The 25,457-nt window shown below is 60.1% G+C and carries 29 protein-coding genes and 1 pseudogene; 10 read left to right on the top strand and 20 right to left on the bottom strand.

The features are described 5' to 3' along the window. Window positions 1-454: 454 nt before the first annotated feature. The 5 genes and pseudogenes from LOY37_RS04470 (at window position 455) to LOY37_RS04450 (ending at window position 5,329) form a co-directional block, all read left to right on the top strand. A complete protein-coding gene (locus LOY37_RS04470) occupies window positions 455-739 on the top strand; it encodes a hypothetical protein (protein WP_053153623.1) in 285 nt (94 codons plus the stop codon). Continuing rightward, window positions 736-1,020, top strand: coding sequence for a DUF3077 domain-containing protein (locus tag LOY37_RS04465; RefSeq protein ID WP_258716371.1), 285 nt, complete (start codon window positions 736-738; stop codon window positions 1,018-1,020). The genes LOY37_RS04470 and LOY37_RS04465 overlap by 4 nt, the downstream gene beginning before the upstream one ends. Next, window positions 1,017-3,926: a DUF927 domain-containing protein gene (locus LOY37_RS04460; protein ID WP_258716370.1), complete on the top strand. Its 2,910-nt coding sequence runs from the start codon at window positions 1,017-1,019 to the stop codon at window positions 3,924-3,926. The genes LOY37_RS04465 and LOY37_RS04460 overlap by 4 nt, the downstream gene beginning before the upstream one ends. 114 nt (window positions 3,927-4,040) lie before the next feature. Further along, window positions 4,041-4,794, top strand: a pseudogene (gene tnpC, locus LOY37_RS04455) (IS66 family transposase); the annotation flags it as partial. 55 nt (window positions 4,795-4,849) lie between these two features. Continuing rightward, window positions 4,850-5,329, top strand: coding sequence for a GNAT family N-acetyltransferase (locus LOY37_RS04450; protein WP_221102310.1), 480 nt, complete (start codon window positions 4,850-4,852; stop codon window positions 5,327-5,329). Between the two features lie 121 nt (window positions 5,330-5,450). Here the strand turns inward: LOY37_RS04450 and LOY37_RS04445 are convergent, their stop codons facing one another. The 9 genes from LOY37_RS04445 to sodC form a co-directional block, all read right to left on the bottom strand. After that, window positions 5,451-5,696 (bottom strand): RHS repeat domain-containing protein, encoded by a 246-nt coding sequence (locus LOY37_RS04445; RefSeq protein ID WP_258596499.1) that lies wholly within the window; start codon window positions 5,694-5,696, stop codon window positions 5,451-5,453. A gap of 411 nt (window positions 5,697-6,107) precedes the next feature. Continuing rightward, window positions 6,108-6,467, bottom strand: coding sequence for a hypothetical protein (locus LOY37_RS04440; protein ID WP_095190026.1), 360 nt, complete (start codon window positions 6,465-6,467; stop codon window positions 6,108-6,110). After that, entirely contained in the window at window positions 6,464-6,685 is a 222-nt protein-coding gene (locus LOY37_RS04435; protein ID WP_258609456.1) for a hypothetical protein, read from the bottom strand. The genes LOY37_RS04440 and LOY37_RS04435 overlap by 4 nt, the downstream gene beginning before the upstream one ends. A gap of 102 nt (window positions 6,686-6,787) precedes the next feature. Further along, window positions 6,788-7,414 (bottom strand): hypothetical protein, encoded by a 627-nt coding sequence (locus LOY37_RS04430; protein ID WP_258596496.1) that lies wholly within the window; start codon window positions 7,412-7,414, stop codon window positions 6,788-6,790. 185 nt (window positions 7,415-7,599) lie between these two features. Then, on the bottom strand, window positions 7,600-8,007 hold the full coding sequence (locus tag LOY37_RS04425) for a hypothetical protein (protein WP_258596494.1): 408 nt from the start codon (window positions 8,005-8,007) through the stop codon (window positions 7,600-7,602). Between the two features lie 196 nt (window positions 8,008-8,203). Next, window positions 8,204-8,437 carry a hypothetical protein gene (locus LOY37_RS04420; protein WP_258596492.1) on the bottom strand — a complete coding sequence of 78 codons (234 nt, stop codon included), beginning with the start codon at window positions 8,435-8,437 and terminating at the stop codon, window positions 8,204-8,206. Window positions 8,438-9,277: 840 nt separating this feature from the next. Continuing rightward, on the bottom strand, window positions 9,278-9,952 hold the full coding sequence (locus LOY37_RS04415; protein WP_258596490.1) for a site-specific integrase: 675 nt from the start codon (window positions 9,950-9,952) through the stop codon (window positions 9,278-9,280). A 1,163-nt stretch (window positions 9,953-11,115) separates the two neighbouring features. Next, on the bottom strand, window positions 11,116-11,421 hold the full coding sequence (locus LOY37_RS04410; RefSeq protein WP_045196588.1) for a HigA family addiction module antitoxin: 306 nt from the start codon (window positions 11,419-11,421) through the stop codon (window positions 11,116-11,118). A gap of 72 nt (window positions 11,422-11,493) precedes the next feature. Then, on the bottom strand, window positions 11,494-12,006 hold the full coding sequence (gene sodC, locus LOY37_RS04405) for a superoxide dismutase family protein (RefSeq protein ID WP_093388085.1): 513 nt from the start codon (window positions 12,004-12,006) through the stop codon (window positions 11,494-11,496). A 137-nt stretch (window positions 12,007-12,143) separates the two neighbouring features. On the opposite strand from sodC, the gene LOY37_RS04400 reads away from it, so the two are divergent. After that, window positions 12,144-12,620, top strand: coding sequence for a GNAT family N-acetyltransferase (locus LOY37_RS04400; protein ID WP_258716369.1), 477 nt, complete (start codon window positions 12,144-12,146; stop codon window positions 12,618-12,620). Window positions 12,621-12,755: 135 nt separating this feature from the next. Here LOY37_RS04400 and LOY37_RS04395 read toward each other — a convergent pair whose 3' ends face one another. Both LOY37_RS04395 and LOY37_RS04390 read right to left on the bottom strand, forming a co-directional pair. After that, window positions 12,756-13,055: an addiction module antidote protein gene (locus LOY37_RS04395; protein ID WP_045196178.1), complete on the bottom strand. Its 300-nt coding sequence runs from the start codon at window positions 13,053-13,055 to the stop codon at window positions 12,756-12,758. A gap of 1 nt (window position 13,056) precedes the next feature. Beyond that, a complete protein-coding gene (locus LOY37_RS04390; RefSeq protein ID WP_045196177.1) occupies window positions 13,057-13,350 on the bottom strand; it encodes a type II toxin-antitoxin system RelE/ParE family toxin in 294 nt (97 codons plus the stop codon). Window positions 13,351-13,654: 304 nt separating this feature from the next. On the opposite strand from LOY37_RS04390, the gene LOY37_RS04385 reads away from it, so the two are divergent. Beyond that, a complete protein-coding gene (locus tag LOY37_RS04385) occupies window positions 13,655-14,320 on the top strand; it encodes a hypothetical protein (protein ID WP_093388073.1) in 666 nt (221 codons plus the stop codon). 14 nt (window positions 14,321-14,334) lie between these two features. Here LOY37_RS04385 and phnE read toward each other — a convergent pair whose 3' ends face one another. Genes phnE through LOY37_RS04365 form a run of 4 tightly spaced genes read right to left on the bottom strand, consistent with a single transcriptional unit; the run spans window position 14,335 to window position 17,565 of the window. Continuing rightward, a complete protein-coding gene (gene phnE, locus LOY37_RS04380) occupies window positions 14,335-15,102 on the bottom strand; it encodes a phosphonate ABC transporter, permease protein PhnE (RefSeq protein ID WP_045196173.1) in 768 nt (255 codons plus the stop codon). Next, entirely contained in the window at window positions 15,099-15,926 is an 828-nt protein-coding gene (locus LOY37_RS04375) for an ABC transporter permease (protein ID WP_213602383.1), read from the bottom strand. Before LOY37_RS04375 ends, phnE begins: the two co-directional genes overlap by 4 nt. Further along, on the bottom strand, window positions 15,920-16,714 hold the full coding sequence (locus LOY37_RS04370; protein ID WP_093388064.1) for a phosphonate ABC transporter ATP-binding protein: 795 nt from the start codon (window positions 16,712-16,714) through the stop codon (window positions 15,920-15,922). The genes LOY37_RS04375 and LOY37_RS04370 overlap by 7 nt, the downstream gene beginning before the upstream one ends. Continuing rightward, window positions 16,711-17,565: a putative selenate ABC transporter substrate-binding protein gene (locus LOY37_RS04365; protein WP_258716368.1), complete on the bottom strand. Its 855-nt coding sequence runs from the start codon at window positions 17,563-17,565 to the stop codon at window positions 16,711-16,713. The genes LOY37_RS04370 and LOY37_RS04365 overlap by 4 nt, the downstream gene beginning before the upstream one ends. 121 nt (window positions 17,566-17,686) lie before the next feature. On the opposite strand from LOY37_RS04365, the gene selD reads away from it, so the two are divergent. Next, window positions 17,687-18,721, top strand: a complete 1,035-nt coding sequence (gene selD, locus LOY37_RS04360) for a selenide, water dikinase SelD (RefSeq protein WP_045196165.1) — start codon at window positions 17,687-17,689, stop codon at window positions 18,719-18,721. Next, window positions 18,721-19,824 (top strand): tRNA 2-selenouridine(34) synthase MnmH, encoded by a 1,104-nt coding sequence (gene mnmH / locus LOY37_RS04355; RefSeq protein ID WP_258716367.1) that lies wholly within the window; start codon window positions 18,721-18,723, stop codon window positions 19,822-19,824. Before selD ends, mnmH begins: the two co-directional genes overlap by 1 nt. Before the next feature lie 2 nt (window positions 19,825-19,826). Here mnmH and LOY37_RS04350 read toward each other — a convergent pair whose 3' ends face one another. Continuing rightward, window positions 19,827-20,210, bottom strand: a complete 384-nt coding sequence (locus LOY37_RS04350; RefSeq protein WP_093388055.1) for a lysozyme inhibitor LprI family protein — start codon at window positions 20,208-20,210, stop codon at window positions 19,827-19,829. Next, entirely contained in the window at window positions 20,207-21,178 is a 972-nt protein-coding gene (locus tag LOY37_RS04345; protein ID WP_258596480.1) for a LysR family transcriptional regulator, read from the bottom strand. The genes LOY37_RS04350 and LOY37_RS04345 overlap by 4 nt, the downstream gene beginning before the upstream one ends. Window positions 21,179-21,266: 88 nt before the next feature. Here LOY37_RS04345 and LOY37_RS04340 point away from each other — a divergent pair, with 88 nt between their 5' ends. Next, window positions 21,267-21,749, top strand: coding sequence for a DMT family transporter (locus LOY37_RS04340; protein WP_045196159.1), 483 nt, complete (start codon window positions 21,267-21,269; stop codon window positions 21,747-21,749). Here the strand turns inward: LOY37_RS04340 and LOY37_RS04335 are convergent. The 3 genes from LOY37_RS04335 to LOY37_RS04325 all read right to left on the bottom strand — a co-directional run bounded on the left by LOY37_RS04335 (window position 21,746) and on the right by LOY37_RS04325 (window position 25,420). Continuing rightward, on the bottom strand, window positions 21,746-22,300 hold the full coding sequence (locus LOY37_RS04335) for a hypothetical protein (RefSeq protein ID WP_258716366.1): 555 nt from the start codon (window positions 22,298-22,300) through the stop codon (window positions 21,746-21,748). The genes LOY37_RS04340 and LOY37_RS04335 overlap by 4 nt on opposite strands. Continuing rightward, the gene (locus LOY37_RS04330; RefSeq protein WP_052676506.1) at window positions 22,300-22,827 is read right to left on the bottom strand and encodes a hypothetical protein; all 528 of its coding nucleotides are present in this window, start codon (window positions 22,825-22,827) and stop codon (window positions 22,300-22,302) included. The genes LOY37_RS04335 and LOY37_RS04330 overlap by 1 nt, the downstream gene beginning before the upstream one ends. Window positions 22,828-22,900: 73 nt before the next feature. Further along, window positions 22,901-25,420: a TonB-dependent receptor gene (locus LOY37_RS04325; RefSeq protein WP_258664310.1), complete on the bottom strand. Its 2,520-nt coding sequence runs from the start codon at window positions 25,418-25,420 to the stop codon at window positions 22,901-22,903. Between the last annotated feature and the right edge of the window lie 37 nt (window positions 25,421-25,457).

Here is a 25,457-nt window from a genome sequence, read left to right as displayed (position 1 = left end):
AAATCCGCAAGCCATCGGCGCAGTTGCACTTTCAAAAAACGGGCGTTACTCTCTGGCTGTCGCTGCAAATTCAGCGACCGGGTTTGGCGACCCGATCAACAATAGGCGCACAGGCGCCCCCATTACGATTGCAGGCGCTTTTTTTTGTGCCCGCATTCCTGTTTTATGGCGGCTGTGCGTGGGAGACCTTCGGGTCTGCCGGGTTCCTATTGTCCCGGTTCGCCAACCTGCGCACAGCTGCCACCCTAATTCGTTTGGCGACGAAGCGTGGCAGCTCCTCAACAATAGGAGTTCCACCCATGCACGCCCTCAATCCGTCCAAAATTCGCGCCGCTGCCCACAGGGCTATGGCTCTCGCCGCTTTACACGCCAACTCCAGCCTCGCTACACGCCTCTCTCGTTACAACGCCCACATGACCAAGGCTCGCGCCCTGGAAACCGCAGGGGGTGTCCAATGAACAACACCCTGAGTTGCGCCCTGCCCGAAGATCTTCTTTGCGTCAGCCTGAACGCCGAAGCCGGTGTTCCCATTGATGCCATTACTTGCGCTATTACGCGCGCCGATTCCGTGCTGACGCTGCTCGAGGATCATTTCGAAAACGAATCTTCGCGCCTCGCTAACCACGTCATTGCCGCCATTCTTTGGGACGTTCGCGGCACCCTCGGCCTGATCAAGACACTCGCCCTGCACGCTGACGTGACGTCCGTTCCGCTGGATCAGAAAGGCGGTGCCCAATGACCCCTTCCATTGCACTCAATACAGTCGGTGGCGCCACCTTTGCCAAGTGCAGCGTTCAGAACAAGCCACTGTTCCGTATCAATCCCGGCATATCGTGCGAGGAGGCGCTCGAAAAAGCTTCTCTACTTATGGATTGTGTAAACAAGCTCACGCTCCTGAGCGGCATGGATAACGACAACGACGCGATGGTCTGGGCTTCGCATTACTTGAGCGAGATGGCGAAGGCGATCATTGATGACGTAACCAGCGGGCTGCAATTGGCTCAAGGCGGTGGCGTATGAAGGCCCCAACTTCCAACGCACGTCGCCCAACATTCGCCCAAGTCAAAGCTATTGCGTTGCAGAACATCGACCGCGTACTGGCTCACTGGCTGCCCCACGGCAAGCGCGTGGACGGCGGTAAGGAATACACTGCCCCAAATCCCACCCGCACCGACAAACGCGCAGGCTCACTCAAGGTCAGCTTGAGCAAAGGCACCTGGTCGGACTTCGCCACCGGCGACAAGGGCGGCGACCTGATTGACCTAGTGCGTTACATCGACGGCGGCACGGACGTAGAAGCCTGCAACAAGCTGGCGGAACTGCTCAACGTGTCTGCCGGAACAGCCCAGGCTAAACCCGCACCGGCCAAACCCAAGGCACTGGAATGGACCGCGATTCAGCCGATCCCGGCCGAGGCTATGGGCAAGTGCCCGGCCAAACATCGGCAGCACGGCGCGCCATCCAAGGTGTGGATCTATCGCGACGCTCAAGGCCAGCCGCTCATGGCGCTGTATCGCTTCGACCTGGGCCCGGATGAAGACGGTAAGCCAAGGAAGGTCTTTGCACCGCTGACCTGGTGCAAACGGTCCGATGGCCAAACCACTCAATGGCGCTGGCAAGGTTTGCCTGAGCCGCGCCCTCTGTTGCGCCTGGATGAGCTGGCCCAACGCGCCGATGCCCCGGTGGTGCTGTGCGAAGGCGAAAAGGCCGCAGACGCCGCGGCTGAACTGATGCCTGAGTATGTGGCCACCTGCTGGCCGAACGGTTCGAACTCTTGGCACAAGGCCGACCTGTCGCCGCTTAAAGGTCGCTCGGTGCTGTTGTGGCCCGACAACGATGCCAGCGGTAAAGCCTGCATGGACGCCATCGAGCCGAAGCTGCTTGAACTCGGTGCGGAGTCAGTACAGCGAGTGGCGCTTGAGGCGTTCAAACGCAAGCCCAGCACCAAGGATGGTAAGCCCTCGTTTGCAAAAGGCGGCAAGTGGGTAGACGGCGACGACGCAGCCGACGCACTGACCAAGGGCTGGACCGCTGGCCACGTTGCCGAGCTGGTGAGCAGCGGTGAATTGTTTGAACTGCCTGGGGAGAAGTCGGCAGCGGAATCGACCGAAGCCAAGCCGGAATCGAAGACGAAAGCAGCGGCCAAGCGTCCGGCGAAATCGAAAAATGACCTGATGCCTGGTGGCTTTCGCCTGACGCCCGAAGGGGTGTTTTATTCCGGTGATGATGGGGAGGCACGCCCGGTGTGCTCGCCCCTGGAAATCATCGCCCGCACCCGTGACGAGAAGGGCCATAACTGGGGCTTGCTGGTCGAGTTCGACGATCCAGACGGCGCCAAAAAACGCTGGAACATTCCAGCGCGCACCATGACCGGTGACTTCGGCAAAGACGTATTGGGGCCACTGGTAGACATGGGCCTGCGCCTCGCAGGGAGCCGTTCGGGACGTAACGCACGCAACGACTTGCAGAGCTACCTCGGCGGCTTTGACAGTGCACAGCGGGCCCGTTTGGTGACGCGCCTGGGCTGGCACGGCAACGCCTTCCTTTTGCCTGAGCAACAGATTGGATCGCACGAAGAACACCTGCACTTCTACGAGGCCGGTGCCCAGCTCCCGCCGATCAGCGAGGCGGGCTCCCTGGAGCAATGGCAGCAGCAGATCGGCGCCCTGTGCGTTGGCAATCACCGCTTATCGTTTGTCGTTAGCGTGGCCTTTGCGGGCCCTCTGCTGAACTTGCTGGGCCATGAGTCGGGCGGCTTCCACTTCTACGGCGACAGTTCTGGCGGCAAAACCACCCACTTGCAGGTCGCCGCCTCGGTCTATGGCGGGCCGCGCCTGGTGCGTTCGTGGCGCTCTACGGACAACGCCCTGGAGTCCATCGCCGCCGCGCACTCAGACGGGCTTCTGGTGCTGGATGAAATCGGCATGTGCGATGCCCGCATCATTGGCGAGACGGTCTACATGCTCGGCAACGGCACTGGTAAAGCCCGGGCCAATGATCGGGGCCAAGCAGGCCGACAGGTTCAGGAGTGGCGCTTGCTGTTTCTCTCGACCGGCGAGAAGACGTTGGCGCAGCACATGGCCGAGGCGAACAAGGAGCTGAAAGCCGGCATGGAGGTGCGAATGCTCGCGGTGCCAGCGGACGCCAGCAAGGGCCTCGGCATGTTCGATGTGCTGAACGGTTTTGAGGATGCCGCCGCCCTCTCCGATGCGCTCAAAGCCCGTGTAGCGAAGTTCTACGGCACGCCCCTCACCGCCTTCCTGAAGGCCCTGAGTGAGCCCGGCGAGATGCTGAGGTGGTCGGTGATCGTTCGCCGCACCCTGGAGCAATTCATCATCCAAAACCTACCCGCCACGGCCAGCGGTCAAGCTCAACGTGCGGCCCTGCGCTTCGGCCTCGCCGCTGCGGCGGGCGAGTTGGCGACGGCCTTTGGTGTCACCGGCTGGCCGGATGGCACTGCCACGACTGCCGCCCGGGTTTGCTTGCATGGGTGGCTGGCTGAGCGGGGTGGCGCGGGCAACCTGGAAGGCGAAGCCATCATGGCCCGACTGCGCCAGGTGATCGAGCGCTTCGGAGAAAGCCGGTTCACGCGGTGGGAATCCACTGCCGCCAAGATCGATGAACACGGACCACGGACCATCGACCGGCTGGGCTTTCGCAAGACCATGGAACACGGCATGGGCGACACCCTGCACACAACCATCACCTACTACGTGTTGCCGGAGGCATGGCGTTCGGAGGTGTTTCGGGGGTTGAACCTCACAGCCGTCAATCGAGAACTGATCCAGCGGGGCGTGCTGCAGCCCGCCAAGGACGGAAAGGCTTCTTGCTCAGTACGCCTGCCCGGCATGGGGGTTCAGCGCTGCTATGTGGTCTTGAGCGAACCAGGGAATGAGGTGGCATTGGCAGAAACGGAAGCAGCCTAAAGGCAGCTCATGACGACGAGATTTAGCCGGGCGCTTGCGGTGATTCGAATCGATGCGATCTGGCTCGCCACCGAACCGATGGACATGCGCGCCGGCACCGAAACGGCGTTAGCCCGGGTCATTGCGGTGTTCGGTGCGGCGAAGCCGCACTGCGCTTATCTGTTCGCCAATCGCCGCGCCAATCGGATGAAAGTTCTGGTGCATGACGGCGTGGGTAGGCGAGCATGCGCGCAACTTCCTTGGGCGGTGGAGCGGCAAGCTGGTATGCGATGATTTCGCTGGCTACAAAGCCGGTTTCGAGAAAGGCATCACCGAAATTGGCTGCATGGCCCACGCCCGTCGCAAGTTTTTCGATCTGCACGTGGCGAACAAAAGCCAGCTGGCTGAACAAGCGCTGTACTCGATTGGCGGCTTGTACGAAGTTGAACGCCAGGCTCGGGACATGAGCGCTGAGGATCGTTGGCGAATACGCCAGGAAAAGGCAGCCCCGATCATCAAAACGCTGCATGATTGGATGTTGGCCCAGCGTGATCTGGTGCCCAACGGATCGGCAACAGCCAAAGCCCTGGATTACAGCCTTAAACGCTGGGTAGCGCTAACGCGCTACCTGGACGATGGTGCTGTACCCATCGACAATAACCAAGTGGAGAACCAGATCAGACCATGGGCACTTGGGCGCTCAAACTGGTTGTTTGCCGGATCGCTTCGCAGTGGCAAACGGGCGGCTGCTATCATGAGTCTGATCCAGTCGGCGCGCATGAATGGGCATGATCCGTATGCCTATCTCAAGGATGTACTGACGCGGCTGCCAACGCAAAAGGCAAGTCAGATCGAACAACTGCTGCCGCATCATTGGATAGGTGGCTGATCTGCGCGAGGCCTATTTCCCGTACCCTCACGGACAAACGATACTAAGGACAGATATGCGAATTCGAGCAACAAGCGAGAACGACTGGATGCTACTCAAGCGCGTCAGGCTTGCCGCGCTTCTGGATACGCCGACAGCCTTTGGCGTCAGTTACAAGACTGCTGCTGACTATGACTGCGACCAGTGGAAACAAAGAGCCTCATCTACGGGAACCGAGTTCTGGCTGGCGTTCGAAGAAGGCAGGCCCGTCGGGATGGTCGGTGCCGCAGTCAGTGAGTCAGAGCGCTTCAATTTGATTGGGATGTGGATTGAGCCCGCAGCTCGGGGGGCTGGCATCGCAAAAGAACTGGTGGATATCGTAAAGGCTCGATCCACTGAGAGAGGTTTTGACGGCGTTTTTCTGGATGTCTCTCCTGAAAACGTTAGAGCCTCAAGCTTCTATTTGAAACAGGGGTTTGTCTTCCTGGATGAATGGGAGCCATTGGAAAGTCATCCGCATATTACTGTTCAGACTATGGTGTGGACGAAGCAGTGACCTCACCCTAAAAGGGTTGCAGCTAGGCCATCGCAATGTGACTTCCCAGGACGCTTACGCTGCAGCAACTCCAGGGTGCGCAAGGTCAGCACCGAGACGAACAGCACGGTCAACCACGTCATCAGGAAGGTTTCCAGGCCCAAGGGAGCGATTTCAACGTCATGCATGGGGATTTACCTATGCGCCGGCCCAGGGCGTCGTAGTGGTAACGAGCCTCGCTGCTCAAGGTTGTACCCTGCCAGGTTTGCGCGCGGATCAGACGGTTTTCGCTGTCGTAGTGAAAGCGTTGCATGCCTCCGGCCGCACTGCTTTTCTCGCTGAGGTTGCCCCAGGTGTCGTAGCTGAAGCGCAAGTCCTTGAAGGCCACGAGGCGATTGCCGACGCAAAAAGCCAGTGAGATCGACCAGCTACTGCCGCATCATTGAATGCCGGGCTGACCTGTGCAAGACGTATTCCCCGTACGCTTACACTCCGGCAGCACGCGACCCGAGTCGCAATGGGTCGACAGGCAGTAACCACTATGGTCGGCAGCAATGTGCTGGGCTATGTCCAAAGTGCTGCGCCGTTGAAAGCGAGCACACACCGGACTCCAACTCCTTCGGATAACGCCGTAAAGGTCAGCCAGCCACTAATGACTGAGTGCACATGCACGATGCCATCTTTGTGCGACCACTACGATATACCAAATGAAATTATCGGCCTTTCATGTGTGCCACCAATATTATTGAATCCCAAACTGAAGTTGGGGGTCAGCATACTGGTGATATATTTTATCCTCCTAACTTGGGAAGCGCCCTTGCGTGTAAGTCCTCCAAAGATTTTCAATAAAACCAATGTCAACTCCATTCTGGAATGCCTGCGCAATCAGGCCCAGATCGTCCGATACATATGCTGCGAGATCAGAGTTTTTAGTTATTTGATAAACCTTCTTGAACGCAGCCTCTCTTATTTCCTTAATTGATACATCTTCAGGCGGGCACGACGAAATTATTTTTTCATAGCTAGTGCTCCATGCAGTATCAAACTCTATGGAATCCCTTGAGTCTAATTCAGCATCCCAATCGGTGTTTTTCCGAAAGACAAGCTCAAGAAAAACACCATCATTTATCTTAGATAAAATCTCACTTGTAGTTGTCATCTTAATCCTGCCTCCTTTAACCAGTTCTCTATTAGGTCTACAGCTTTAACTGGTGTGACGTTTTCACCCAAAACATGAGTACCATTCGGAGAGCGCACATCGACTTTTATGTCATTCAGATCTTTGTAAGCATTCCGATACGCAGCAAAAAGCTCATCATCTGTGCCCTTGAAAGCACCTTGTCGAGGACCAATAATGGGCCGCTCCGCGTCGTGCATTCGCCAGTGATCATGTTCCGCATTAGCCCCTCGAGGGAATAAGGTAGGTCTAGTTTTATCTGATCTGCTAACCTCGAAAGGTCTACCCACAGTTTTCCTCGATCAATCGTCGTACCGCGCGTCAGCCTCACGGGCAAGGGCCATTTGGTGGTCATGGCATGGCCTGCAGATCTCGTACTTGCGGCAACACCCTTCCTCGGGGTCGCGATAGTTGACCCGCTTTTCAACCTGCTGCTTACAGAACTGGCAGATCCCAGGATTATTCACACGAGTATAAAAATGCTCGCTGTGGCCCTCTTCGTCGAACTGAGGGAGTGGGTAACGATCACCTGAGTCGTCGGTGATGTACTCCCCGGTTTCATCCGTCACGATGCGGTGAAATTGCTCACGCGGATGCCCTTTCGGAGTACACCACAGGACACCAGGTCGTTCAGCGAATGGATCAATGTTCGGCGCCTTGTCTACCAGCTCGTCAATGCTGATGGTGTTGGCCTTGGCCCAACGAAAGACAGGCACCCACTCACTGGTTTCGTAGCGGTACGTCCAGAGAGCATCCGGCCAATATGGCAAGCTGAGCAGCGCTTGCTCACTGCAATGCGAAGTCTGGATGTAATGCTCCATGCCGTTCTCGATGAATCCGAGGCTGGCCGAGTCACGCAGATCCAACAGCTCAATAATCTGGCGAGTGGTGTAGTCGCGCTCACTGCGGGGCTCGATACGCTTGTTCATGCCTGCCGTTCTCCATGTTCCTGGGCGCGAGCACCGCGCCACTCTTTACGCCTCGACCCAGCGCGTGGCTGGGCTTGTGGTTTTCCGTTGTTCGTGGAGCTGGTGGTGGACGGGGTGACTTGTCGCCCTGGATGGCAGCAGCCAGCAAGCCCATGGGAGCGGTAGCCGATTGTCCTTTGAACGAATCAGCGGTCCCTACCAACGTCTCCTCGCTGTCTGTCAGGATCAACTACAGGGGCTAGTTCTTTGGCTTTAGCGACGAGAAGCTTGATGTCCTCCTCGGTGTTACCTTCAACCTCTATATCCCCAACCTTCAAACGCAGCTTGCGTCCATTTTTTCTGCCTACCCATGCAACAACCGCAGCTGTAAGAAAAGGCACGATGGCTTGAGTCATCGGAATTATGAATTCACCCGTGAGGCCGCCTGTAGCCCCTACGCTGTCAAATACAGCAAGGCGAGGACTTATAGCAGTCCCCGAAGCGTTTACTGCATCCCTAAACTCACGCAGTTCGCCTTGGTAATCCGCTCCGAAGCTGGCCGCATCATCTTGGGAACGCACTAAACTAATGGAAACTTTCAGAGCTTCATTCATACCCGACTCCTTTCTTATCGTGCCAAGGGAGCGAAAGCGACCCTCTACTACTGACCTTGCCCCACGTTTGACGGCGGGGCTTGGGGGTTCCTGGGCGACCTTTCCCATCGAAACGCCTTCAAAGCCGTTCCAGAAGGCCAGCGCAAGACCGCTTGCGCTGTGGGGATCTGTTCCCCATCCGTTACTTTAACAACTGTCAAACATGCGGGTGTTCACGACCACAGGCATCAATAAGCTGCTGCTTAAAATCTCTGTACTCTTCAAGGCTGATGATTTCCGCATCGGCCAATGTGGAGATGATCCCGAAGGCCACACCGTAGTAGTACCCATCATAAGGCACTCCATCTAACTGGCGCTCAAAACACCCATTTATCAGGCTGTTGATGCGTGGTAACTGCATATTACGAATTGCATTTTTCATCTCATTCATTTTGAAGATTTTTCCTACCCAACTAAGCCGTTCTCATGAACATGGCAGTAACCGCCTAGCAGAGCTACCCATCTGCTGGGTGAATCGATAGCATTCCCCCCTGTAATAATATTTCGGCAGGGATTGCCTTCTACTGTGGCATCTGCACAGTAGACGCAATAAGAAGAACGATGCCAACTGAGGTACTGACTTTTTGTCACACCGTAATATTTAGCGGTGTACTCCACCGGATCACGGGAGTAAGCAACAACGTCTTCGGCGGGCAGCGGGATGGATTTACTTCCATATGGACCTGCATGAGTCGCCTGAAAAGTCACTCCTTTCTCAGCCAGGTCCCCAATAAATAACTCGTTACTCAAAGTAATTTCCTCGTCAATTAACTACTTCAAGAAGGAACGCGTATGAGACTCTCGGCCAGTACGACGCTCAAAATCCTTCCGTTTGGCCACGGCCAACAGGTAGCACTGTGTGCATGCCGCATCAGGCGCTGCAGCCTTGATCGCAGCAGTGGAGCGTAGTACGTAGCATCCACATACGCATTTACAAACCCATCGAGCTTTTCTGTCGGCAGAAATCCCGATTACAACCAGCCGTCCCAGCCGAATGGATGTGAAGTCTTTGAACGAGGGATTCAATAACTGAGCCTTAGTCGGCGCCGTTATCGGTAACGGTAGATCGGAGTCCTGGTCAGTCTCATTCGCCCTGAACTCAAACGACTCACCGCCTGAAATCACCCGAGCGGCAGTAGCATCAACTGGTATTTCGTTCCCTAATTTCAACTCTGATTCCTCGCGTTTTGCTATCCATGGCATTCAAACGTAAAAAGAGTCGTCGATATCACTATGCCAGCGCAAGTTCAAATGCACGCCGAACTGCCTGCATATCCACCGTTAGGTAAGGCTTGCTGTGATCCAAGCATGCATGCCCTAGCATGGTCTGCACTATCTCGACATCGCCGGTGGCGGCCAAGATTTTTGCAGCAAGCGAGCGCCTGCCACTATGCGAGGAGCCCTGTTTGATACCCGCTTGTCGGTATAACCTGCTGATAGTTTGCTGCAATGAATCACAGGCTTGGTACACCTCCGGCCCGCTGTCCAGCTGGCGATGTTTGAATGCCAGTTCAAAGGCTTGCCCTTTGTGTGTCATGACCAGCTTTGAGCCTGGCCGGAATCCTCGATACTCATCTATGCCTGAAAGCCCCCAGCGGCGCCGAGCGCGCACGCCAAACCACGCATCAAGCGCGGCAAGGCATCGAGCATGAGTCAGATACACGTTTCGCGGCCGACAGCCTTTGGTGATGTCTGCGCGCAAGTAGACCTCGGGCTTGATAGCACCGCTGGCATACAGCACGTCGCCAATCTCCAGCAAAGCCAACTCGGTGACACGAATGCCGGTGGTATGCGTGAGCCACAACAACATCACATCACGCTCCGGCATGCGGCCAGTGACAGAGGCTACGCGGATCAGGTGTTTGAATTGTCCAGGACGAAGGGATGCAGCACGGTGAGGATTCATAGGGGTGGGCTCTCTGTCAGGATTAGACGGGAATCAGGATCAATCCAAAGAGAGTTGGCAGCAGGCCTCCAGCAAAGCCTACCACCAGTGATTTCGCAATGTTCACGGAAAATTCGGGCTAAAGACGTTACACAGTTCGCTATCGTTACACCGCACACTCTGCGCGATACAAAACGGTGTGACCTTGTTTTTTCACAACAAAATCAATAACTTGCTTATAAACGTCACACCTGAAACACCAGTTACACGTCTTTTAAGATGTCCACCCCGCCCCCCATCGGCAATGAGCACCATCAGCGAAGAGATTCCAGCAGGAGCCGGGGGACCCTGAGCAAATGAGACACATACGGGGTCGGAAACCCGCGGGACTTTGTTAGCAGCAGGGTGCCCAGCTTAGTGAACAGGTGAATCGGGTGAACACACCCGTCTGGGTGGTGAACCCAATCAATTATTCTCCTGGCTACTGACCCATCTCCTCGGGGACCGTCAACCTCGTCAACTGTCAACCATCGTCAACCGACCAGCCTCTAGCAAGACGGCGAGGGTTTCCGACCCCGTGCCCTTCAGATAGTCCCAGGGGCCCCGGCGGCATTTTGGCGACTGATTGCTTTCTGCCATCCTCCAGCTAACCTCCATCCCTGCTGGTTATCGCGCACCTCAGCCAGCACAACAGACATGGTTAAAAATGTGAGTCATTACCGATCCGACACACGGAAGCGAGGACTAGCAAATGCAATCATTTATCGTGAACAGAAACGTTCAACCCAACGGCGACTACGAAGTGCACAACACGACGACTGGATGCACATTCATGCCGCTGCTGGAGAATCAGGTATCACTCGGAAATCACCTATCCTGTACCGGTGCTGTTAGCGCCGCACGAGGGGCAAATCCCACACTACGAATTAACGGTTGCTACTATTGCTGCAACCCTTGCCACACCAGCTAGGTTCTCCAAGGAAAGCACAGCGGGGTTTACAGGTCGTTTATGCCCAGATCTAGGATTGTGCAGTCATAGGCCCAAGCAAGCTGTATCCCCGCGTGTATCCCTAACTATATAATCCGGCTGTAGGCTGCGGATTATATGGAAGACTCCAGTCTCCCTCGGGCACCAAACGCAAAAAGAAACCGACCCCAGGGTCGGTTTTTTTGTGCCCGGCAATTCAAGCACAAGCCACCAAGCGCCGCACTTGCCGGTGGATCTCATCGCCGTGATTCAACTCGGCCGTGCGCAGGTCAAACGCCGTCTGCAGGTTGAGCCAGAACTCCGGCGTAGTGTCCAGGCAAGTGGCGAGGCGCAAGGCCATGTCTGCCGAAACGCCGCGACGCCGAGAAAGAACCGCATTTATCGCAGAGGCAGACACGCCCAACGCGCGAGCCAAAGCGGCGACACTAACACCCAACTCACTCTGAAAATCTTCGCGCAGGACTTCCCCTGGGTGTACCGGACGCATGGCGTTTTTGCAGATCATGATGCACCCCAGTGAAAGTCCGTTATTGCAACACGTGCAGGCCTAGCGCATTGCGCAGTGGATAGCCCTTTATTGCACCACCCCACACGCAATCCGCGCCCCACCACCACCCAACGCCTGCGGGTGATCGCTGTGGTTATCGCCGCCGCCATGCACCATCAGCGCATGGCCCTTGAACTCGTCGGCCTTCAGGCGTGGGGCCAGGACCGGGTAGCGGGCGGTGCCGTCGGCGCTGACATACAGGGCCGGCAAGTCGCCCTTGTGCCCGGCATCGTCGTACGGGCCCAGGTGTTTTTTACTCTGCTGCGGGTCCCAATGCCCGCCCGCAGAACCTGCCGGCGTGGTCTTGCCGTCGGCGGTGGCCGGTGCGCAGGAGGGGTTTTCGTGCAGGTGAAAGCCGTGTACGCCCGGCGGCAAGTCGCGCAGGTCAGGCGTGAGCAAAGTGCCGTACTTATTCTGCTCAAGGGTAATGGTACCGACCGGTTTGGCGCTGCCGTCGGCGCCCACCAGGGCCATTTCCACGGTCTGGGCCTGAGCCAGGCCCGCTGTTGCCAGGGCGGCGGTGAACAGAAGTGCTTTCATGATGTTGCTCCTTGTGGGTCGATGCAGCCGAAGGGCACCTTATCAAGGTGGACCCTGGCGCAGCGTGGGGATTCCATTACCAGCTTTGTCGAAGTGTGTAGGATCACTGTTCCCTCATTTGCTGATCGAGTCGCGCCATGCAATTGACCCACCGCCCCGTCCAGCCTCAGGACATCGCTGCCATCTGCTGCTTCCCCCAAGGCCCGGACGAGCTGTTCTACATGTTCCCCAAAGCTGCGTACCCGCTGACACCCGCGCAATTGAGCGAGGCCATCGCCCAGCGCAGCGGCTCCACTGTGGTCGAGGGTGACGGTACGCTGCTGGCCTTTGCCAACTTCTACAAGGCCGAGCACGGCGGCGTGTGCGCCCTCGGCAATGTGGTGGTGGCCCCCGCCGCGCGCGGTCATGGCGTGGCGCGTTTTCTGGTGCAGAGCATGATCGAGCTGGCTCGCAGCCAGTTCGAAGCGCGCGAGGTGCAGGTGTCGTGTTTCAACAGCAATGCCGCCGGGCTGCTGCTTTATCCACAGCTGGGCTTTGAGCCTTTTGCCATCGAGGAGCGCCAGGGCCCTGGCAATACGCGGGTGGCGCTGGTGCAGATGAAGCAGGCGCTGTAGCCGATCGAGCACCAGATTCAGATGGATGCGATTTGTGAAACCATTGAAAGAAATCTGGAGTCGATGCAGCGAGATGCGCAGCGTGGGGAGCTGGTTGGCGAATCTGCCCACTAACCCGAGTGGAGTACGAGCGGCTCAGAGCCTCGAGGAAGTGTGAGGATGAGCCAGAAGATCAATCCCTAACGCTCGAATGACCTTCAGTACAGTATCAAAACGAGGCTTCGCACCCGGGGTTAATGCCTTGTACAGACTCTCGCGCCCCAACCCACTTGCGCTTGCAATCTGACTCATGCCGCGCGCCTTGGCGATATGGCCAAGGGCACGTATCAGTTCGTCATGATCTCCATCCGCCAGAACTTGGGAAAGGTACTCGCTGATAGCTTCATCACTATCGAGCAAGGCTGCCATATCAAAGGTGGTGAGTGACAAGCTCATATCAGATTTCCTTGGCCAACTTCCTGGCTAGTTGGATATCAGCAGATTGAGATGACTTGTCACCCCCTGCCAACAAAACAATGACCATCCCGTCCCGAACCGTGAAGTACACCCGATAACCCGCACCCACATCGATGCGCATCTCGGAAACCTGGCCACCGACGGACTTCACATCCCCCAGGTTTCCTGCCGTTGCACGCTCTATTCGCCGTGCGATGGCCAACCTTGCACGGAGGTCGCGCACAGAAACTAACCACGAGGTAAATCTGGGTGTCTGCAAAACACTATATTTCAAGGCTCACACCAATGTATCCCTTTGGATACAAACAAGCAATCAGCAATCCACACCTCTCATCACCTGGCCAGAAGTTTGGTCCGGGTATGCAGATGCCTGAAGATCGCACAATGACACTAAGAGAGAGGTGGCTGGGTACGGCTGCTTCGCTGTTTCGCGTAGCCCATTTCTCAAGCGCAACCCTCGTCTGTGCCCGGGGCCACTGATTACGAGCGCTCCCTAAGAACGCACCAACCAAAACCCAGTGATGATTTCCCCGGCGCGGCCGTTATCCTCCAGGTAAGCCCCTGCCCATGAGGTAACGATGTTTCAACAATGGAGCGAAATGCTGCAGCTCTACAAACGCAGCCGCCCGAACTATTGGCACGCCATCCGCAACAATCCGCTGGCCCCGCACCTGTTGCCGACCTGGCTGGTGGTGCTGGCAACCGTCCTGGTGGTCAGCGCCTCGTTCAGCGTGCAACAGCACCCCCTAGGCCCGGTCACGGTGATGCTCAGCACCAGCCTGTGCATGTGGGCGATGTTGCTGGCCCGTGAGTACTTTGTCGCCGAGCAGTTCAAAAGCCTGTATCAACGCCACGCCATCGCCAGCCAGCCGCTGCTGCAGCGCGACAGCTACCTGCGCTACGCGCATTTCCTGCAGATGCTTGAGCAGAACGCTGTCAGTGCAGCCCAGGCTGGCGAGATCGCGGCGTTTGCAAAGATCTCCGAAAACCCGCCCAAGTCGTTGAACCTGACCCAGAACGCGATGTTCGTGGCGATCATCACCTTCCTCGCCACCATCGCCGCCGAGAAAGCCAAGCTCACCGAGTTGTGGGCGTTCGGCAAAGGCAACCTGGTCATCCTGTTGACCTTCGCCGTGTTGCTGGTGCTGTGGTTCGGCCTGATGGTGGTGCGTGATCACCTGCACTACAAGGAGCGGATCATCCGCTACCTGGAATGGGCCAGCCATGATCTGCCCAAGCCCTGATCATCCTGCGGCTTTCAAGCCCGCACAAAGCGCTGCCGGAGCACATCGCTCAAGGCATCGACCAGCAGCACCAGCACCAGCATGGCGATGATCACCGTGCTGGCCCGGGCTTCCTGGAACAGGCTCAGGGTGGTGTAGAGCATCTGCCCCAGGCCGCCGGCACCGACAAAACCCAGCACGCTGGCCATGCGGATGTTGTTTTCCCAGCGGTACAGGCTGTAGGCAAGCATCTGCGGCCAGAGGTTAGGCAAGGTGCCGAAGCAGAATGCAGTGACCTGGCTGCCGCCTTGCAGACGAATGGCCGCAGCCGGCTCTGGCGGGGCGTTTTCCAGTGCCTCGGCGAACAGCCGGCCGAGAACACCTGAGGTGTGCAAAGCCAGGGCCAGGGTCCCGGCATTGGGCCCAAGGCCCGCGGCCAGGACAGTCAAGGCCGCCCACACCAGCTCTGGTATCGCGCGCAGGGCGTTAAGCAGCAGGCGCGCAACGCCTTGCAGCGGCCAGCCGAACCGCCCGGCGGCAGGCAAGGCCAGCATCAGCCCGAGCACCACCGCTAGCAAAGTACCCAGGCCCGACATGGCCAGGGTTTCCAATGCGCCCTTGGCGACCGCCCGCAGGTGCTCGGGGCTCAGCTCGGGGCTGAGGAAGCGCAGCGCATAAGCGCCCATCTGCCCTAACCCGCCGTTGCCAAACAGCGCCTGCAGATCAAGGCTCAAGTAAGCGAACGAAGCTGCCACCGCCGCCACCAGTGCCAGCACCAGCGCGGTATTGATCAGCACTCTCATGCCAACCTCCCGCGCAGCAGGCGGCTGAGCTGGTCGGCCAGCCATACCAGCAACAGAAATGTCAGCAGCATGCTCGCCACCTCGGCGCCGGCGAACATGCGCATGGAGAGGTCGATCTGCTGGCCGAGCCCCCCTGCACCGACAAAACCCATCACCACCGAGGCACGGATCGCACACTCCCAGCGGTACACCGTATAAGACACCAGCTCCGCCGCCGCAGTCGGCAGGATGCCGTAGCAGAACGCGCTCAAGCGGCTGCTGCCGGTCTGCAACAAGGCATGCGCCGGGCGCTGGTCGACCGATTCGAAAATCTCGGCATAGACCTTGCCAAGCATGCCGCTGTAGGTGATGGCGATGGCCAGCACCCCGGCGGTCGGGCCCAGGCCCACGGCACGCACGAACAGCAGCGCCCAAACGATCTCCGGCACGCTGCGCAAAAAGATCAACAGGCCGCGCACCGGCAGACGCAGGGTGCGCGACCAGAAGCCCAGGCGACCGCCACGGGAAGCGGCGCGCAACGACAGCGCCCGGCTGGCCAGCAGGCTGGCCGGGATCGCCAGCAGCAAGGCCAGGGTCATGCCGGCGGTGGCTACGGCCAGGGTTTGCAAGGTGGCCTCAAGCAGCAGCCGAAGAAAGTCCGCTTCATGGGCTGGCGGCCAGAAGGCGCTGACAAAATTACCCATCTCCCGGCGGTTATCGGCCTGCAGAAGCACCCCAGGGTTGAGCTCGCTGAGGCGGATACCCGGCCACAGCAAGGCTATCGCCAGCAGCGCCAGCAACAGCCTGGGCAACGCCGCCGGGTCACGGCGATCGGCCTTCAGCATCGGGGAATCTGCAGGTTCAAGGCCGGCAGCGGTAACGCCGGCGGCAGCAGTTGCTCGTTGGCATACAAGGCATCGAGCATGGCGCTGGACACCTCGCTCGCCGGGCGGTCAAAGACGATGCGCCCCTCGCGAATACCGATAACCCGCGCAAAATGCGCCAGCGCCAGCTCTACCGCATGCAGGCTGGCGATCAGGGTCACGCGGCGTTCGCTGGCATGCTGGTTGAGGGTTTTCAGGCTGTGTTCGGCGAGCACCGGGTCCATCGCCGAGACCGGTTCGTCAGCCAGCAAAATCTGCGGTTGCTGGTACAACGCGCGGGCAATGCCGACCCGCTGCAACTGGCCACCGGACAATTGCCCGCATTGGACAAAAATCTTCTCGGCCATGCCAAGGGTCGTCAGCACCTCGCGCACACCGGCGACATCCGTCGGGTGCAGCAGGTTGAGCAGCCCGCGCAAGGTGCTCCACTGTCCCAGGCGCCCGGCCAGTACTGCAGTTACCACCCGCTGGCGTGGTGGCAACGGCGGCGTCTGGTGGATCAGGGCGATGCGCGCGCGCAGGCGCTGAAGCGCAGCGGCCGACAAGCGCCAGGGTGTCACGCCGAGCAGCTCTACGTTGCCGGTACTGGGCGCGATGGCCGTGCCCAGCAGTTGCAGCAAGCTCGACTTGCCCGCCCCCGACGGGCCGATGATCGCCACCCGCTCGCCGGCGCCAACCTGCAGGTCGATGCCGTGCAGCGCCTGGACCTGGCCGTGGCGCAGGCTGGCGCCGCGCAAACGGATGGTCATTTCAGCAAGTCGGCGGCGCGCGCGGCCTCTTCGATGCCCTTGTAGTTATCCGGGCTGGTTTCGATGAAGCGGCTCGCAGCCTGCAGGTCGAGGATGACTTTGTCGCCAGGTTTGGCCGGATCAAGGTCGAGGAAGGCTTGCTTGATCCTGGCTTTGAGTGCCGGCTCGAGGTTGCCGCGCACGGTCCAGTTGTAGTCGTAGTAGCTTGGGGTGGTGGCGAACACCTTGACCTTATTGGTATCGACCTTGCCTGCGGCCACCAGTTTGTCCCAGACGCTGGCGTTGAGCACGCCGGCGTCGACCTTGCCGGCCTGGACCCAGGCGGCAGTGGCGTCGTGGGCACCGGAATAAGCGACGCGGCTGAAGTAACTCTCCGGCTTGATGTTGTCATTCTTGAGCATGAAGTAGCGCGGCATCAGGCTGCCCGAGGTGGACGAAACAGAACCGAAGGCAAAGGTCTTGCCCTTGAGGTCGGCAAGGCTCTTCACATCAGGATTGGCAGTGATGAATTTGCTGGTGAACTTGGCATCCTGTTCGCGCTGCACCAAAGGCGTGGCGGTCGGGTCCTTGAGATGTACCTGGACGAACGTAAAGCCGCCGAGCCAGGCCAGATCCAGGCGATCGGTGGCCAGCGCCTCGACCACCGCCGGGTAGTCGGCCACCGGCACAAACTGGACCTTCATCCCCAGCTTCTGCTCCAGGTACTCGCCCAATGGCTTGAACTTGCGCAGCAGTTCGGTCGGCGCTTCGTCAGGGATGGCACTGACTCGCAGTGTGTCGGCCGCCATGGCCAGGTAGGACGAGCACGACAATACCAGGCCGGCAAACAGCGCCAGGGGACGTTTGAGCATGGGGATTCTCCGGTTCAATAGCGGGGAAAGGGCCACACGGGCCACCCCGGAAATTATAAGAGGCATCGGCGTAAAGACCAGCTTTGCTACACTCGGGCCTTCACGAATTTTCGAGGTGCGTATGAGCGAGCCGATTCGCCTGACCCAGTACAGCCATGGCGCCGGCTGTGGCTGCAAGATCTCTCCGAAGATGCTCGAGGTGATCCTCGCCGAAAGCGGCACCCAGGCCCTGGACCCCAAGCTCTGGGTCGGCAACGCCTCGCGCGACGACGCAGCCGTCTACGCCCTCGATGACGAACGCGGTGTGGTTTCGACCACTGACTTTTTCATGCCCATCGTCGATGACCCCTATGACTTCGGCCGCATCGCCGCCACCAACGCCATCAGCGACATCTACGCCATGGGCGGTGACCCGCTGATGGCCATCGCCATTCTTGGCTGGCCGGTCAATGTGCTGGCCCCGGAAGTGGCCCGTGAAGTGATCCGTGGCGGCCGCGCCGTCTGCGCCGAGGCCGGTATTCCACTCGCCGGGGGCCACTCCATCGATGCCCCCGAGCCGATCTTCGGCCTGGCCGTGACCGGCGTGGTGCAAAAGCGCCACATGAAGCGCAACGATACCGCCACCGTCGGTTGTCGCCTGTACCTGACCAAGCCGCTGGGCATCGGTATCCTCACCACCGCCGAGAAAAAAGCCAAGCTGCGCGACCAGGACAAGGGCCTGGCCCGCGACTGGATGTGCACCTTGAACACCCCGGGCAGCCGCTTCGGCAAGCTGGCCGGGGTCAAGGCCATGACCGACGTCACCGGCTTCGGCCTGCTCGGCCACCTGGTGGAACTGGCCGACGGCAGCGGCCTCAGCGCCCGCCTGAACTACAGCGCGGTGCCCCGCCTGCCGAGCGTTGAGCACTACCTGAGTGAGGGCTGCGTTCCGGGCGGCACCCTGCGCAACTTCGACAGCTATGGCGAAAAAATCGCCGCGCTGAGCGACGAGCAAAAGCACTTACTGTGCGACCCGCAAACCAGCGGCGGCCTGCTGGTGGCGGTGGCGCCAGAGGGTGAAGCGGAGTTTCTCGCCGTGGCCGGCGAACTGGGCCTGAACCTGGCGCCAATCGGCGAGCTGGTCGAGCGACAGAGCCATGCAGTTGAGGTGCTTTGATGCGCGACAACTGCACCGACTACCGCCAGCTGTTTCTTAACGATGTAGCCATGATGGACATGCGCGCCCCGGTCGAATTCAGCAAGGGCGCCTTCCCCCACGTGATCAACCTGCCGCTGATGAACGACCTTGAACGGCAGAAGGTCGGCACCTGCTACAAGCAGCAGGGCCAGCAGGCCGCCATCGACCTCGGCCATCAACTGGTCAGCGGCCCGCTCAAGGACCAACGCATTGCCGCCTGGGCGGCCTTCGCCCGGGCCAACCCCGAGGGTTACCTCTACTGCTTTCGCGGCGGCCTGCGCTCGCAGATCGCCCAGCAGTGGCTCAAGTCTGAAGCCGGCATCCACTACCCCAAGGTGGTCGGCGGCTACAAGGCGATGCGCAACTTCCTGCTGCATACCACCCAGCAAGCGGTAACCGACTGTGACTTCGTGCTGATCGGCGGCCTCACCGGCACCGGCAAGACCGAGGTGCTGCAAACGCTGGACAATGCGCTTGACCTGGAAGGCCACGCCAATCACCGCGGCTCAAGCTTCGGCAAACGCGCTACCGGCCAGCCGGCGCAGATCGACTTCGAGAACCAGCTGGCCATCGACGTACTGAAAAAACGCGCACGCGGCGTCGAGCAATTTGTACTCGAAGATGAGGGCCGCATCGTCGGCAGTTGCACCCTGCCGCTGGAGCTTTACCAGGGCATGCAGCACTACCCGCTGGTGTGGCTGGAAGACAGCTTTGACAACCGGGTCGAGCGGATTCTGCGCGATTACGTGATCGACCTGAGCGCCGAGTTCGTTGCCTTGCACGGGGATGAAAACGGCCTGCCGCAGTTTGCCGAACGCCTGACCCAAAGCATGGCCAACATCCTCAAGCGCCTCGGCGGCGAGCGTTATCAGCGGTTGTCGGCGTTACTCGAGCAAGCGCTGCAAGAGCAGCTTCACACGGGTGAGGTGGACCTGCACCGAGCCTGGATCAGCGGCCTGCTCAACGAGTACTACGACCCGATGTACGCCTACCAGCGCCAGAGCAAGGCCGAGCGTATCGAGTTTGCCGGCGACCAGCGCGAAGTGCGCGAGTACCTGCGTGCTCGCGCCAGCCGGCGCTGACCTCAAGGCTGCAGCAAGGCCTGCAGTTCATCGGCGCGGTCGCGGGTACTGCCGAGGATGCAACCGGCACCATTGAGCTGATCCATGGTGCCGCCGGTGAGGCTGTAATACAGGTTGCAGTTGGCGTCGCGGTACTTGATCCAGGCCCGCTGGGCTTCACGCAGCTGGGTTTGCTGCGGCCCTTCGAGGCCGGCCATGGCCTTTTTGTAGGCACTGTTGAGGCGGCTGTCCTGGCGTTTGATCTCGGCGCCGTTGCAGTTGTTCATGGCCAGGGTGGATTCGGCGGTTTTCATGCAGGCGCTGTAGGCCTGTGAGTATTCATCCTGGGCCTGGGCTATTGAAGAACAACAGACCAACAGGCCGACAAGCAAAAATGGATGTTTCATTCTGCGGACTCCTTCTTGGGTGGGAGCGGCGGTGCGACGCCTCGACTTGCCCCGCGATCAGGCCGGCCATATTGACACACCTGCATCACCTTCTCGCGCAACCAGCGATGCCCCGCCTCCCCTTCGCGGCGCTGATGCCAGGCCTGCTGGAAGGCAAAGGGTTTGATTGCCAATGGTGGCGCAAACCTGCGCAGGCGTGAATCCAGCGCACCGCTGTCCAGGCTGCGGCGGGCCACGGTCAGGATCAGGTCGGTGCCGGCAATCACTTCCTGGGCCGCGGTCCAATGGGGCAAGGCCAGCGCCACCCGGCGCCGGGCACCGATGCCCTGGAGCGCCAGGTCAATCTCGTTGTCGATACCCGGACGCACTGCCACCAGCACATGCGGCCGTGCCAGCCACGCATCCAGGCTCAGGCCGCCCCGCACAGGCAAACTGCTGCGATCGGCGATGCAGGTGAAGGACTCTTCAAACAGCGTCTGCGCCCGCAGCTCCTCGGCCATTTGCGGAAACACCGCCAGAGCCAGGTCGGCCTCGCCGTCGAACAGCTGGCCGAGCATGGCCTCACGGCTGCCCTGGGAGACAATCAGATCGATCCCCGGCGCCTCTTCGCGCAACATGCGCATCAAGCCGGGCAACACTACCCGCGCGCCGTAATCAGACATCGCCAGACGAAAACTGCGCTGCGCCCGACGCGGGTCGAAACCGGGGCTGCCGAGCAAGCCGTCGAGCTGCTCCAGCGCCTGCTGCAAAGGCTCGATCAGGGCCTGGGCGCGCGCCGTGGCGTGCAGACGACCACCGCGACGCACCAGCAACGGATCACCGAACAGCTCACGCAGTTGCGCCAGGGCATGGCTGACCGCCGGCTGGCTACGATGCAGGCGCAAGGCCGCGCGCGAGACATGCTGCTCGGCCAGCAGCGCGTGCAGGGTCAACAGCAGGTTGAGGTCGATCCGGCGCAGATCATCCATCAGGCGAATAACTCCTGTGCAGCATTCGAATTTCCATTATTGGGATAGATAGCAAAGACTTTGGCAAGCCACTTTTGAGAGCCATGCCATGAACCTGCCCGCTATTACCGCCACCTTGCTGCCCCTGACCATCGCCCTGCTGGCCGGCGCCGCCGTGCCCTTCCAGGCCGGCAGCAACGCAGCGCTCGGCCGCCTGCTCGGGCACCCGTTGTGGGCGTCGCTGGTGTCGCTGGCGGTGAGTGTGCTGATGGTGATCCCGGCATTGCTGGTGTTGCGGGCGCCGCTGCCACAACTCAATGCCTTGGCCCAAGCGCCCTGGTGGGCCTGGTTGGGCGGCGTTGCCGGGGTTGCCTACATCACCGCCGCACTGGTGCTGACGCCAAGGCTGGGCGCCGCCGGCTTCATCGTTTGCGTAATTGCCGGGCAGGTGCTGTCGTCGTTGATCATCGACCAATGGGGCCTGATGGGTTTGCCCGAACGCCCGGTCAACGGCCTGCGCCTGGCCGGGGTCGGGCTGATCGTGGTCGGCATGCTGGTAGTGCAGTGGGGAACCTCGGCGTCCGCCCGCTAGATGGCGTCCTTGTCGATCTCGATCGGTGGCAGCGGCGGTTCGAACACTTTCTTTATCTGAAAGTGCAGGCTGGGGGTCTGGATGGCGTAGACGATGACAATGTTCAATACGATTGCCAGGCCGCCATCCAGCCAATTCCAACCGGGTAGCTGCGCGCCCTTGAGCCCCTGCCGACACCACCAGGCCTGCATGACGCAGAAGAAGCTGATCGACAGCAACCAGAGGTAATAACCCGGGCCAAAACCGGTAACGTCGAGAAAGCTGTAGCTGTGATTGTCGGGCAGGCGCTCCACCATCAAGGCACTGAGGCCCAGGTACAGGGCGCCGAGGCCAAGCACCAGGGCCAGCCAGCGCCAGCGCCGGTGCACAAGGATCGCCAGCCCCAGCAACGGGTTGGCAAACCAGCCGTAGATCTGCATGACGATGCCCCAAGGCCCGAGCAACAGCACCTGCAGGGCATGCAAAGAGCCATCGGCCGACAGGTGAATGGCCTTGCAACTCAAGCTCAGCAGGTACAGCGCCAGGGTGATCGCAACGTAAAAGCGGGCCATCAATTGCCTCCACATTCAATGCACGAGGTTGGCTCGGGGGCCGAGCGAAACGGCACTTTACTCCAGGGCGTGAAGGCCAGCGGCACGGTCAACACGATGCCGGCGACCAGCCCCCAGGCCGGCCAGCCCAGCAGCGGCACCTTGCTGCTGTCCGCAGGTTCGTGGCGGTAACGCCACTGGCCGAGAATGAACACCAGCATCGCCAGCAGCCACACGTAGTAACCGATCAGCAGCCCCGGTCCGTTGGCCGAATCAGGCACCGGGGTCAAGCCGAGCCAGCCCAGCGGCACCATCAGGCCACTGAGCGCCAACGCCGCGCAGCCCAGGTACAGGGCTACCTGCGGCTTGGTCCGGTGCATCACCAGGGCGGCGAAATACAGTGGGTTGGCAAACCAGAAGGACCCGTTCAACACCCCCAGGGCCAGGGCGTGCATGCCGCGCATTACATCGTGCTCACGGGCGCAGGCCTGGAGGAACAGGCTGGTGAGGTAGCAGGCCAGGCTTAAGGTCAGATAATTGAACGGCACCAGGCAATCCTTGCTGGTAAAAGAGCGCGCGACAATAGCGCAGACCGGTGGCCTGCGCAAAGTCGCCCGGCGCTTAGTAGGTGCCGCGCAGGGTCAGCATGAAGTTGCGGGGGTCGCCGTAGTAGTTGCCATAGGTGGAGGTTCCCACGGTCTGGTAGTACTTCTTGTCGAACAGGTTGTTGCCGTTGAGGGTCAGGTCCCAGTGCTCGTCGACCTTGTACTCGACCAGTGCACTCCAGGTCGCATACCCCCCTTGGGTGAAGTCGAACGGCACATCACGCTCGGCGATCGAACCATCGCCATTGAAACGGTTGGTGGTGCCGGATACGTAAGTCGCGCTCTGCGCCTGCACGCCGCCACCAACCTTGAAGTCCTGCAACACACCCGGCAGCCGGTAAGTGGTGTAGAGCTTGAACAGGTGCTTGGGCATCACCGTGCTCAGCGAGGTATTGGCACTGCGGTTGCGATTGAGGTTGAAGGTATAGCCACCGATCAGCATCCAGTCCGGGAGCAGTTCCCCCGACGCCTCGATATCGATGCCCTTGCTGACCACTTCACCGTTGTCCAGGTAGCAGCAGCTGCCGGCAAACAGATTGCTCGCCGAGGTGAAGCGCGGGTCACGCACCGCTTCGTTTTCACGGGTGGTGTAGTACAAGGCAATGTTGGTGTTCAACGCGCCGTCGAACAGCTCGCCCTTGAGGCCGGTCTCGTAGGTCTTGCCGGTCATCGGCTGCAACGGGCTGCCCGGTTGCGGGCCGGCCAGCTTGTTGGCCTGCGGCTTGTAGATCTGCGAGTAGCTGGCGTAGGCCGACCACTGGTCATCAAGGTCATAGACCACACCACCAAACGGCGTGAGCTTGGTGCCGATGCGCTGGTCGACTTGCGAAGCCACGTTCCATTGCTCGCCGGTGCGGGTCTGGTACATCTGCTCGAAGTGGTAACGCTGGGCGCGGGCACCGAGGATCAGGTGCAGCGGTTCGGCCAGTTGCAGGCGCAGGCTGGAGTAAAGGCCGTACTGACGCTGGGCGTTGGGGTTGTAGTCGCGGCTGTAGTCGGTGTGGTTGGCAGGCTCCGGCCAGGGCGTGGCGTCGGGGTCGAAGACATTCACCGGCCCGCCAAAGCCGGGATGTGGCGCGGTGCCCAGCCAGCGGCTGTCGATGCGCTGGTAGTCAGCCCCCAGTATCAGCTGGTGATCCAGGCCAAAGGCCTGGAAATTGCCGGCCAGGTTGACGTCGTACAGGTGCTGTTCGTTTTCCTGGCGGCTCTGGGTACCGTACCAGGTCACGCCGCTGCCGCTGATCGGGTCAACCGCATTGAGGGTCGACGCGGTCTTGAACCAGGACACATCCCAGATGTTGGTGTACGACAGGTTGAGTTTCCAGTCGTCGTTGAAGCGATGGTCGACCTTGGCGAAATACTCGCGCGCCGTGGTGTCGGTGAATGCCCAGGACTGGGTCAGGCCGGTGTGCCGTGGCAGGCCCAGATCGGCACCATTGCTGTAGCGCGGCACAGCGGCGTTGGTGCCGTTCTCATGGGACTTGTTGTAGCGCACGCCGAAGGTGAGCATGGTGTCATCGCTCACGTCGGCTTCCATCACGCCGTACACCAGCGGCTTTTCCGTGCTGCGCTTGTCGATGAAGTACTGGCGGTCGGTGTTGGCCACCACCAGGCGCCCACGCAAGCGGCCGTCCCAGCCCATGGGCCCGGTGATGTCGAGTTCCTGGCGATAGTTGTCCCAGCTGCCGGCCGACAGGCTCAGTTTGAGCTGGTTCTCGGACATCGGCCGCTTGCGCACCATGTTGATGATCCCGCCCGGGTCGCCCGAGCCGCCGAACAAGGCCCCGCTACCACGCAGCACCTCGACGTGGTCGAACTCGGCCAGGTCGAAGATGTTCGACGAATAGAACGAGCCCATGGCCGTGCCCAGCGCCTGCGGGGCGGCGCCATCGATCTGCAGGTTCTGGATGGAAAAGCCGCGCGAGATGAAATCCTGGATGCGGAAAGTCGTGCTCTGGGTAATCACTCCCGGTGTCGCCTTCATCGCTTCGTTGATGTCGGTGAGCTGCTGGTCTTCGATCAGCTGACGGGTGATCACCGCCACCGACTGCGGCGTTTCGCGCAGGCTGGTCGGTGACTTGGAGCCTACGCTGATCAGCCCCGGGGCATAGGAGCCGGTATTTTCCGTACTTTCGCCCATGCCCTGGCCGGCCACCGTGGTGACCCCCAGTTCCAGCACCTGGGCTGCCGGTGCAGCGGCTTGCGGTAGCAACACATAACCGTTGTCACCCTGGGCAATACGGTAGCCGCTGCCCTCGAGCAAGCGGGCAAAACCGTCTTCAAGGGCGAAGCTGCCCTGCAGGCCGGCGGTGTTACGCCCCGCCAAATCAGCCGGATCGAAGGCCAGGGCGACGCCGGCTTGCTGGGCGAAGCGGTTGAGCGCTGTGCTCAGCGCACCGGCAGGCACGTCGAAGCGCTGTTGTTGACCCTGGGCCATTGCTGGCACAGCGACTGCAGTCAGCAGCAGGCCGCTGCAGGCCAGCTGTACACAGAGCGCCAGAGGGCTCAAAACGGGGCGGCCAGTAAATCGGCGCATGGTGAAAAGGCTCCTTGTTTAATCATGTTGGCTTCTA

The sequence above is a fragment of the Pseudomonas sp. B21-012 genome, from assembly GCF_024749305.1.
Taxonomy (GTDB): Bacteria; Pseudomonadota; Gammaproteobacteria; order Pseudomonadales; family Pseudomonadaceae; genus Aquipseudomonas.
Note: the sequence above shows the minus strand (reverse complement) of the source record. Positions and strands in the feature narration are given on the sequence as shown.

Coding starts and splice junctions, on each gene's coding strand:
- LOY37_RS04470 (WP_053153623.1), top strand. CDS start 455: ATGAACAACACCCTGAGTTGCGCCCTGCCCGAAGATCTTCTTTGCGTC.
- LOY37_RS04465 (WP_258716371.1), top strand. CDS start 736: ATGACCCCTTCCATTGCACTCAATACAGTCGGTGGCGCCACCTTTGCC.
- LOY37_RS04460 (WP_258716370.1), top strand. CDS start 1,017: ATGAAGGCCCCAACTTCCAACGCACGTCGCCCAACATTCGCCCAAGTC.
- LOY37_RS04450 (WP_221102310.1), top strand. CDS start 4,850: ATGCGAATTCGAGCAACAAGCGAGAACGACTGGATGCTACTCAAGCGC.
- LOY37_RS04440 (WP_095190026.1), bottom strand. CDS start 6,467: ATGACAACTACAAGTGAGATTTTATCTAAGATAAATGATGGTGTTTTT.
- LOY37_RS04435 (WP_258609456.1), bottom strand. CDS start 6,685: ATGCACGACGCGGAGCGGCCCATTATTGGTCCTCGACAAGGTGCTTTC.
- LOY37_RS04430 (WP_258596496.1), bottom strand. CDS start 7,414: ATGAACAAGCGTATCGAGCCCCGCAGTGAGCGCGACTACACCACTCGC.
- LOY37_RS04425 (WP_258596494.1), bottom strand. CDS start 8,007: ATGAATGAAGCTCTGAAAGTTTCCATTAGTTTAGTGCGTTCCCAAGAT.
- LOY37_RS04420 (WP_258596492.1), bottom strand. CDS start 8,437: ATGAATGAGATGAAAAATGCAATTCGTAATATGCAGTTACCACGCATC.
- LOY37_RS04415 (WP_258596490.1), bottom strand. CDS start 9,952: ATGAATCCTCACCGTGCTGCATCCCTTCGTCCTGGACAATTCAAACAC.
- sodC (WP_093388085.1), bottom strand. CDS start 12,006: ATGAAAGCACTTCTGTTCACCGCCGCCCTGGCAACAGCGGGCCTGGCT.
- LOY37_RS04400 (WP_258716369.1), top strand. CDS start 12,144: ATGCAATTGACCCACCGCCCCGTCCAGCCTCAGGACATCGCTGCCATC.
- LOY37_RS04395 (WP_045196178.1), bottom strand. CDS start 13,055: ATGAGCTTGTCACTCACCACCTTTGATATGGCAGCCTTGCTCGATAGT.
- LOY37_RS04385 (WP_093388073.1), top strand. CDS start 13,655: ATGTTTCAACAATGGAGCGAAATGCTGCAGCTCTACAAACGCAGCCGC.
- phnE (WP_045196173.1), bottom strand. CDS start 15,102: ATGAGAGTGCTGATCAATACCGCGCTGGTGCTGGCACTGGTGGCGGCG.
- LOY37_RS04375 (WP_213602383.1), bottom strand. CDS start 15,926: ATGCTGAAGGCCGATCGCCGTGACCCGGCGGCGTTGCCCAGGCTGTTG.
- LOY37_RS04370 (WP_093388064.1), bottom strand. CDS start 16,714: ATGACCATCCGTTTGCGCGGCGCCAGCCTGCGCCACGGCCAGGTCCAG.
- LOY37_RS04365 (WP_258716368.1), bottom strand. CDS start 17,565: ATGCTCAAACGTCCCCTGGCGCTGTTTGCCGGCCTGGTATTGTCGTGC.
- selD (WP_045196165.1), top strand. CDS start 17,687: ATGAGCGAGCCGATTCGCCTGACCCAGTACAGCCATGGCGCCGGCTGT.
- mnmH (WP_258716367.1), top strand. CDS start 18,721: ATGCGCGACAACTGCACCGACTACCGCCAGCTGTTTCTTAACGATGTA.
- LOY37_RS04350 (WP_093388055.1), bottom strand. CDS start 20,210: ATGAAACATCCATTTTTGCTTGTCGGCCTGTTGGTCTGTTGTTCTTCA.
- LOY37_RS04345 (WP_258596480.1), bottom strand. CDS start 21,178: ATGGATGATCTGCGCCGGATCGACCTCAACCTGCTGTTGACCCTGCAC.
- LOY37_RS04340 (WP_045196159.1), top strand. CDS start 21,267: ATGAACCTGCCCGCTATTACCGCCACCTTGCTGCCCCTGACCATCGCC.
- LOY37_RS04335 (WP_258716366.1), bottom strand. CDS start 22,300: ATGGCCCGCTTTTACGTTGCGATCACCCTGGCGCTGTACCTGCTGAGC.
- LOY37_RS04325 (WP_258664310.1), bottom strand. CDS start 25,420: ATGCGCCGATTTACTGGCCGCCCCGTTTTGAGCCCTCTGGCGCTCTGT.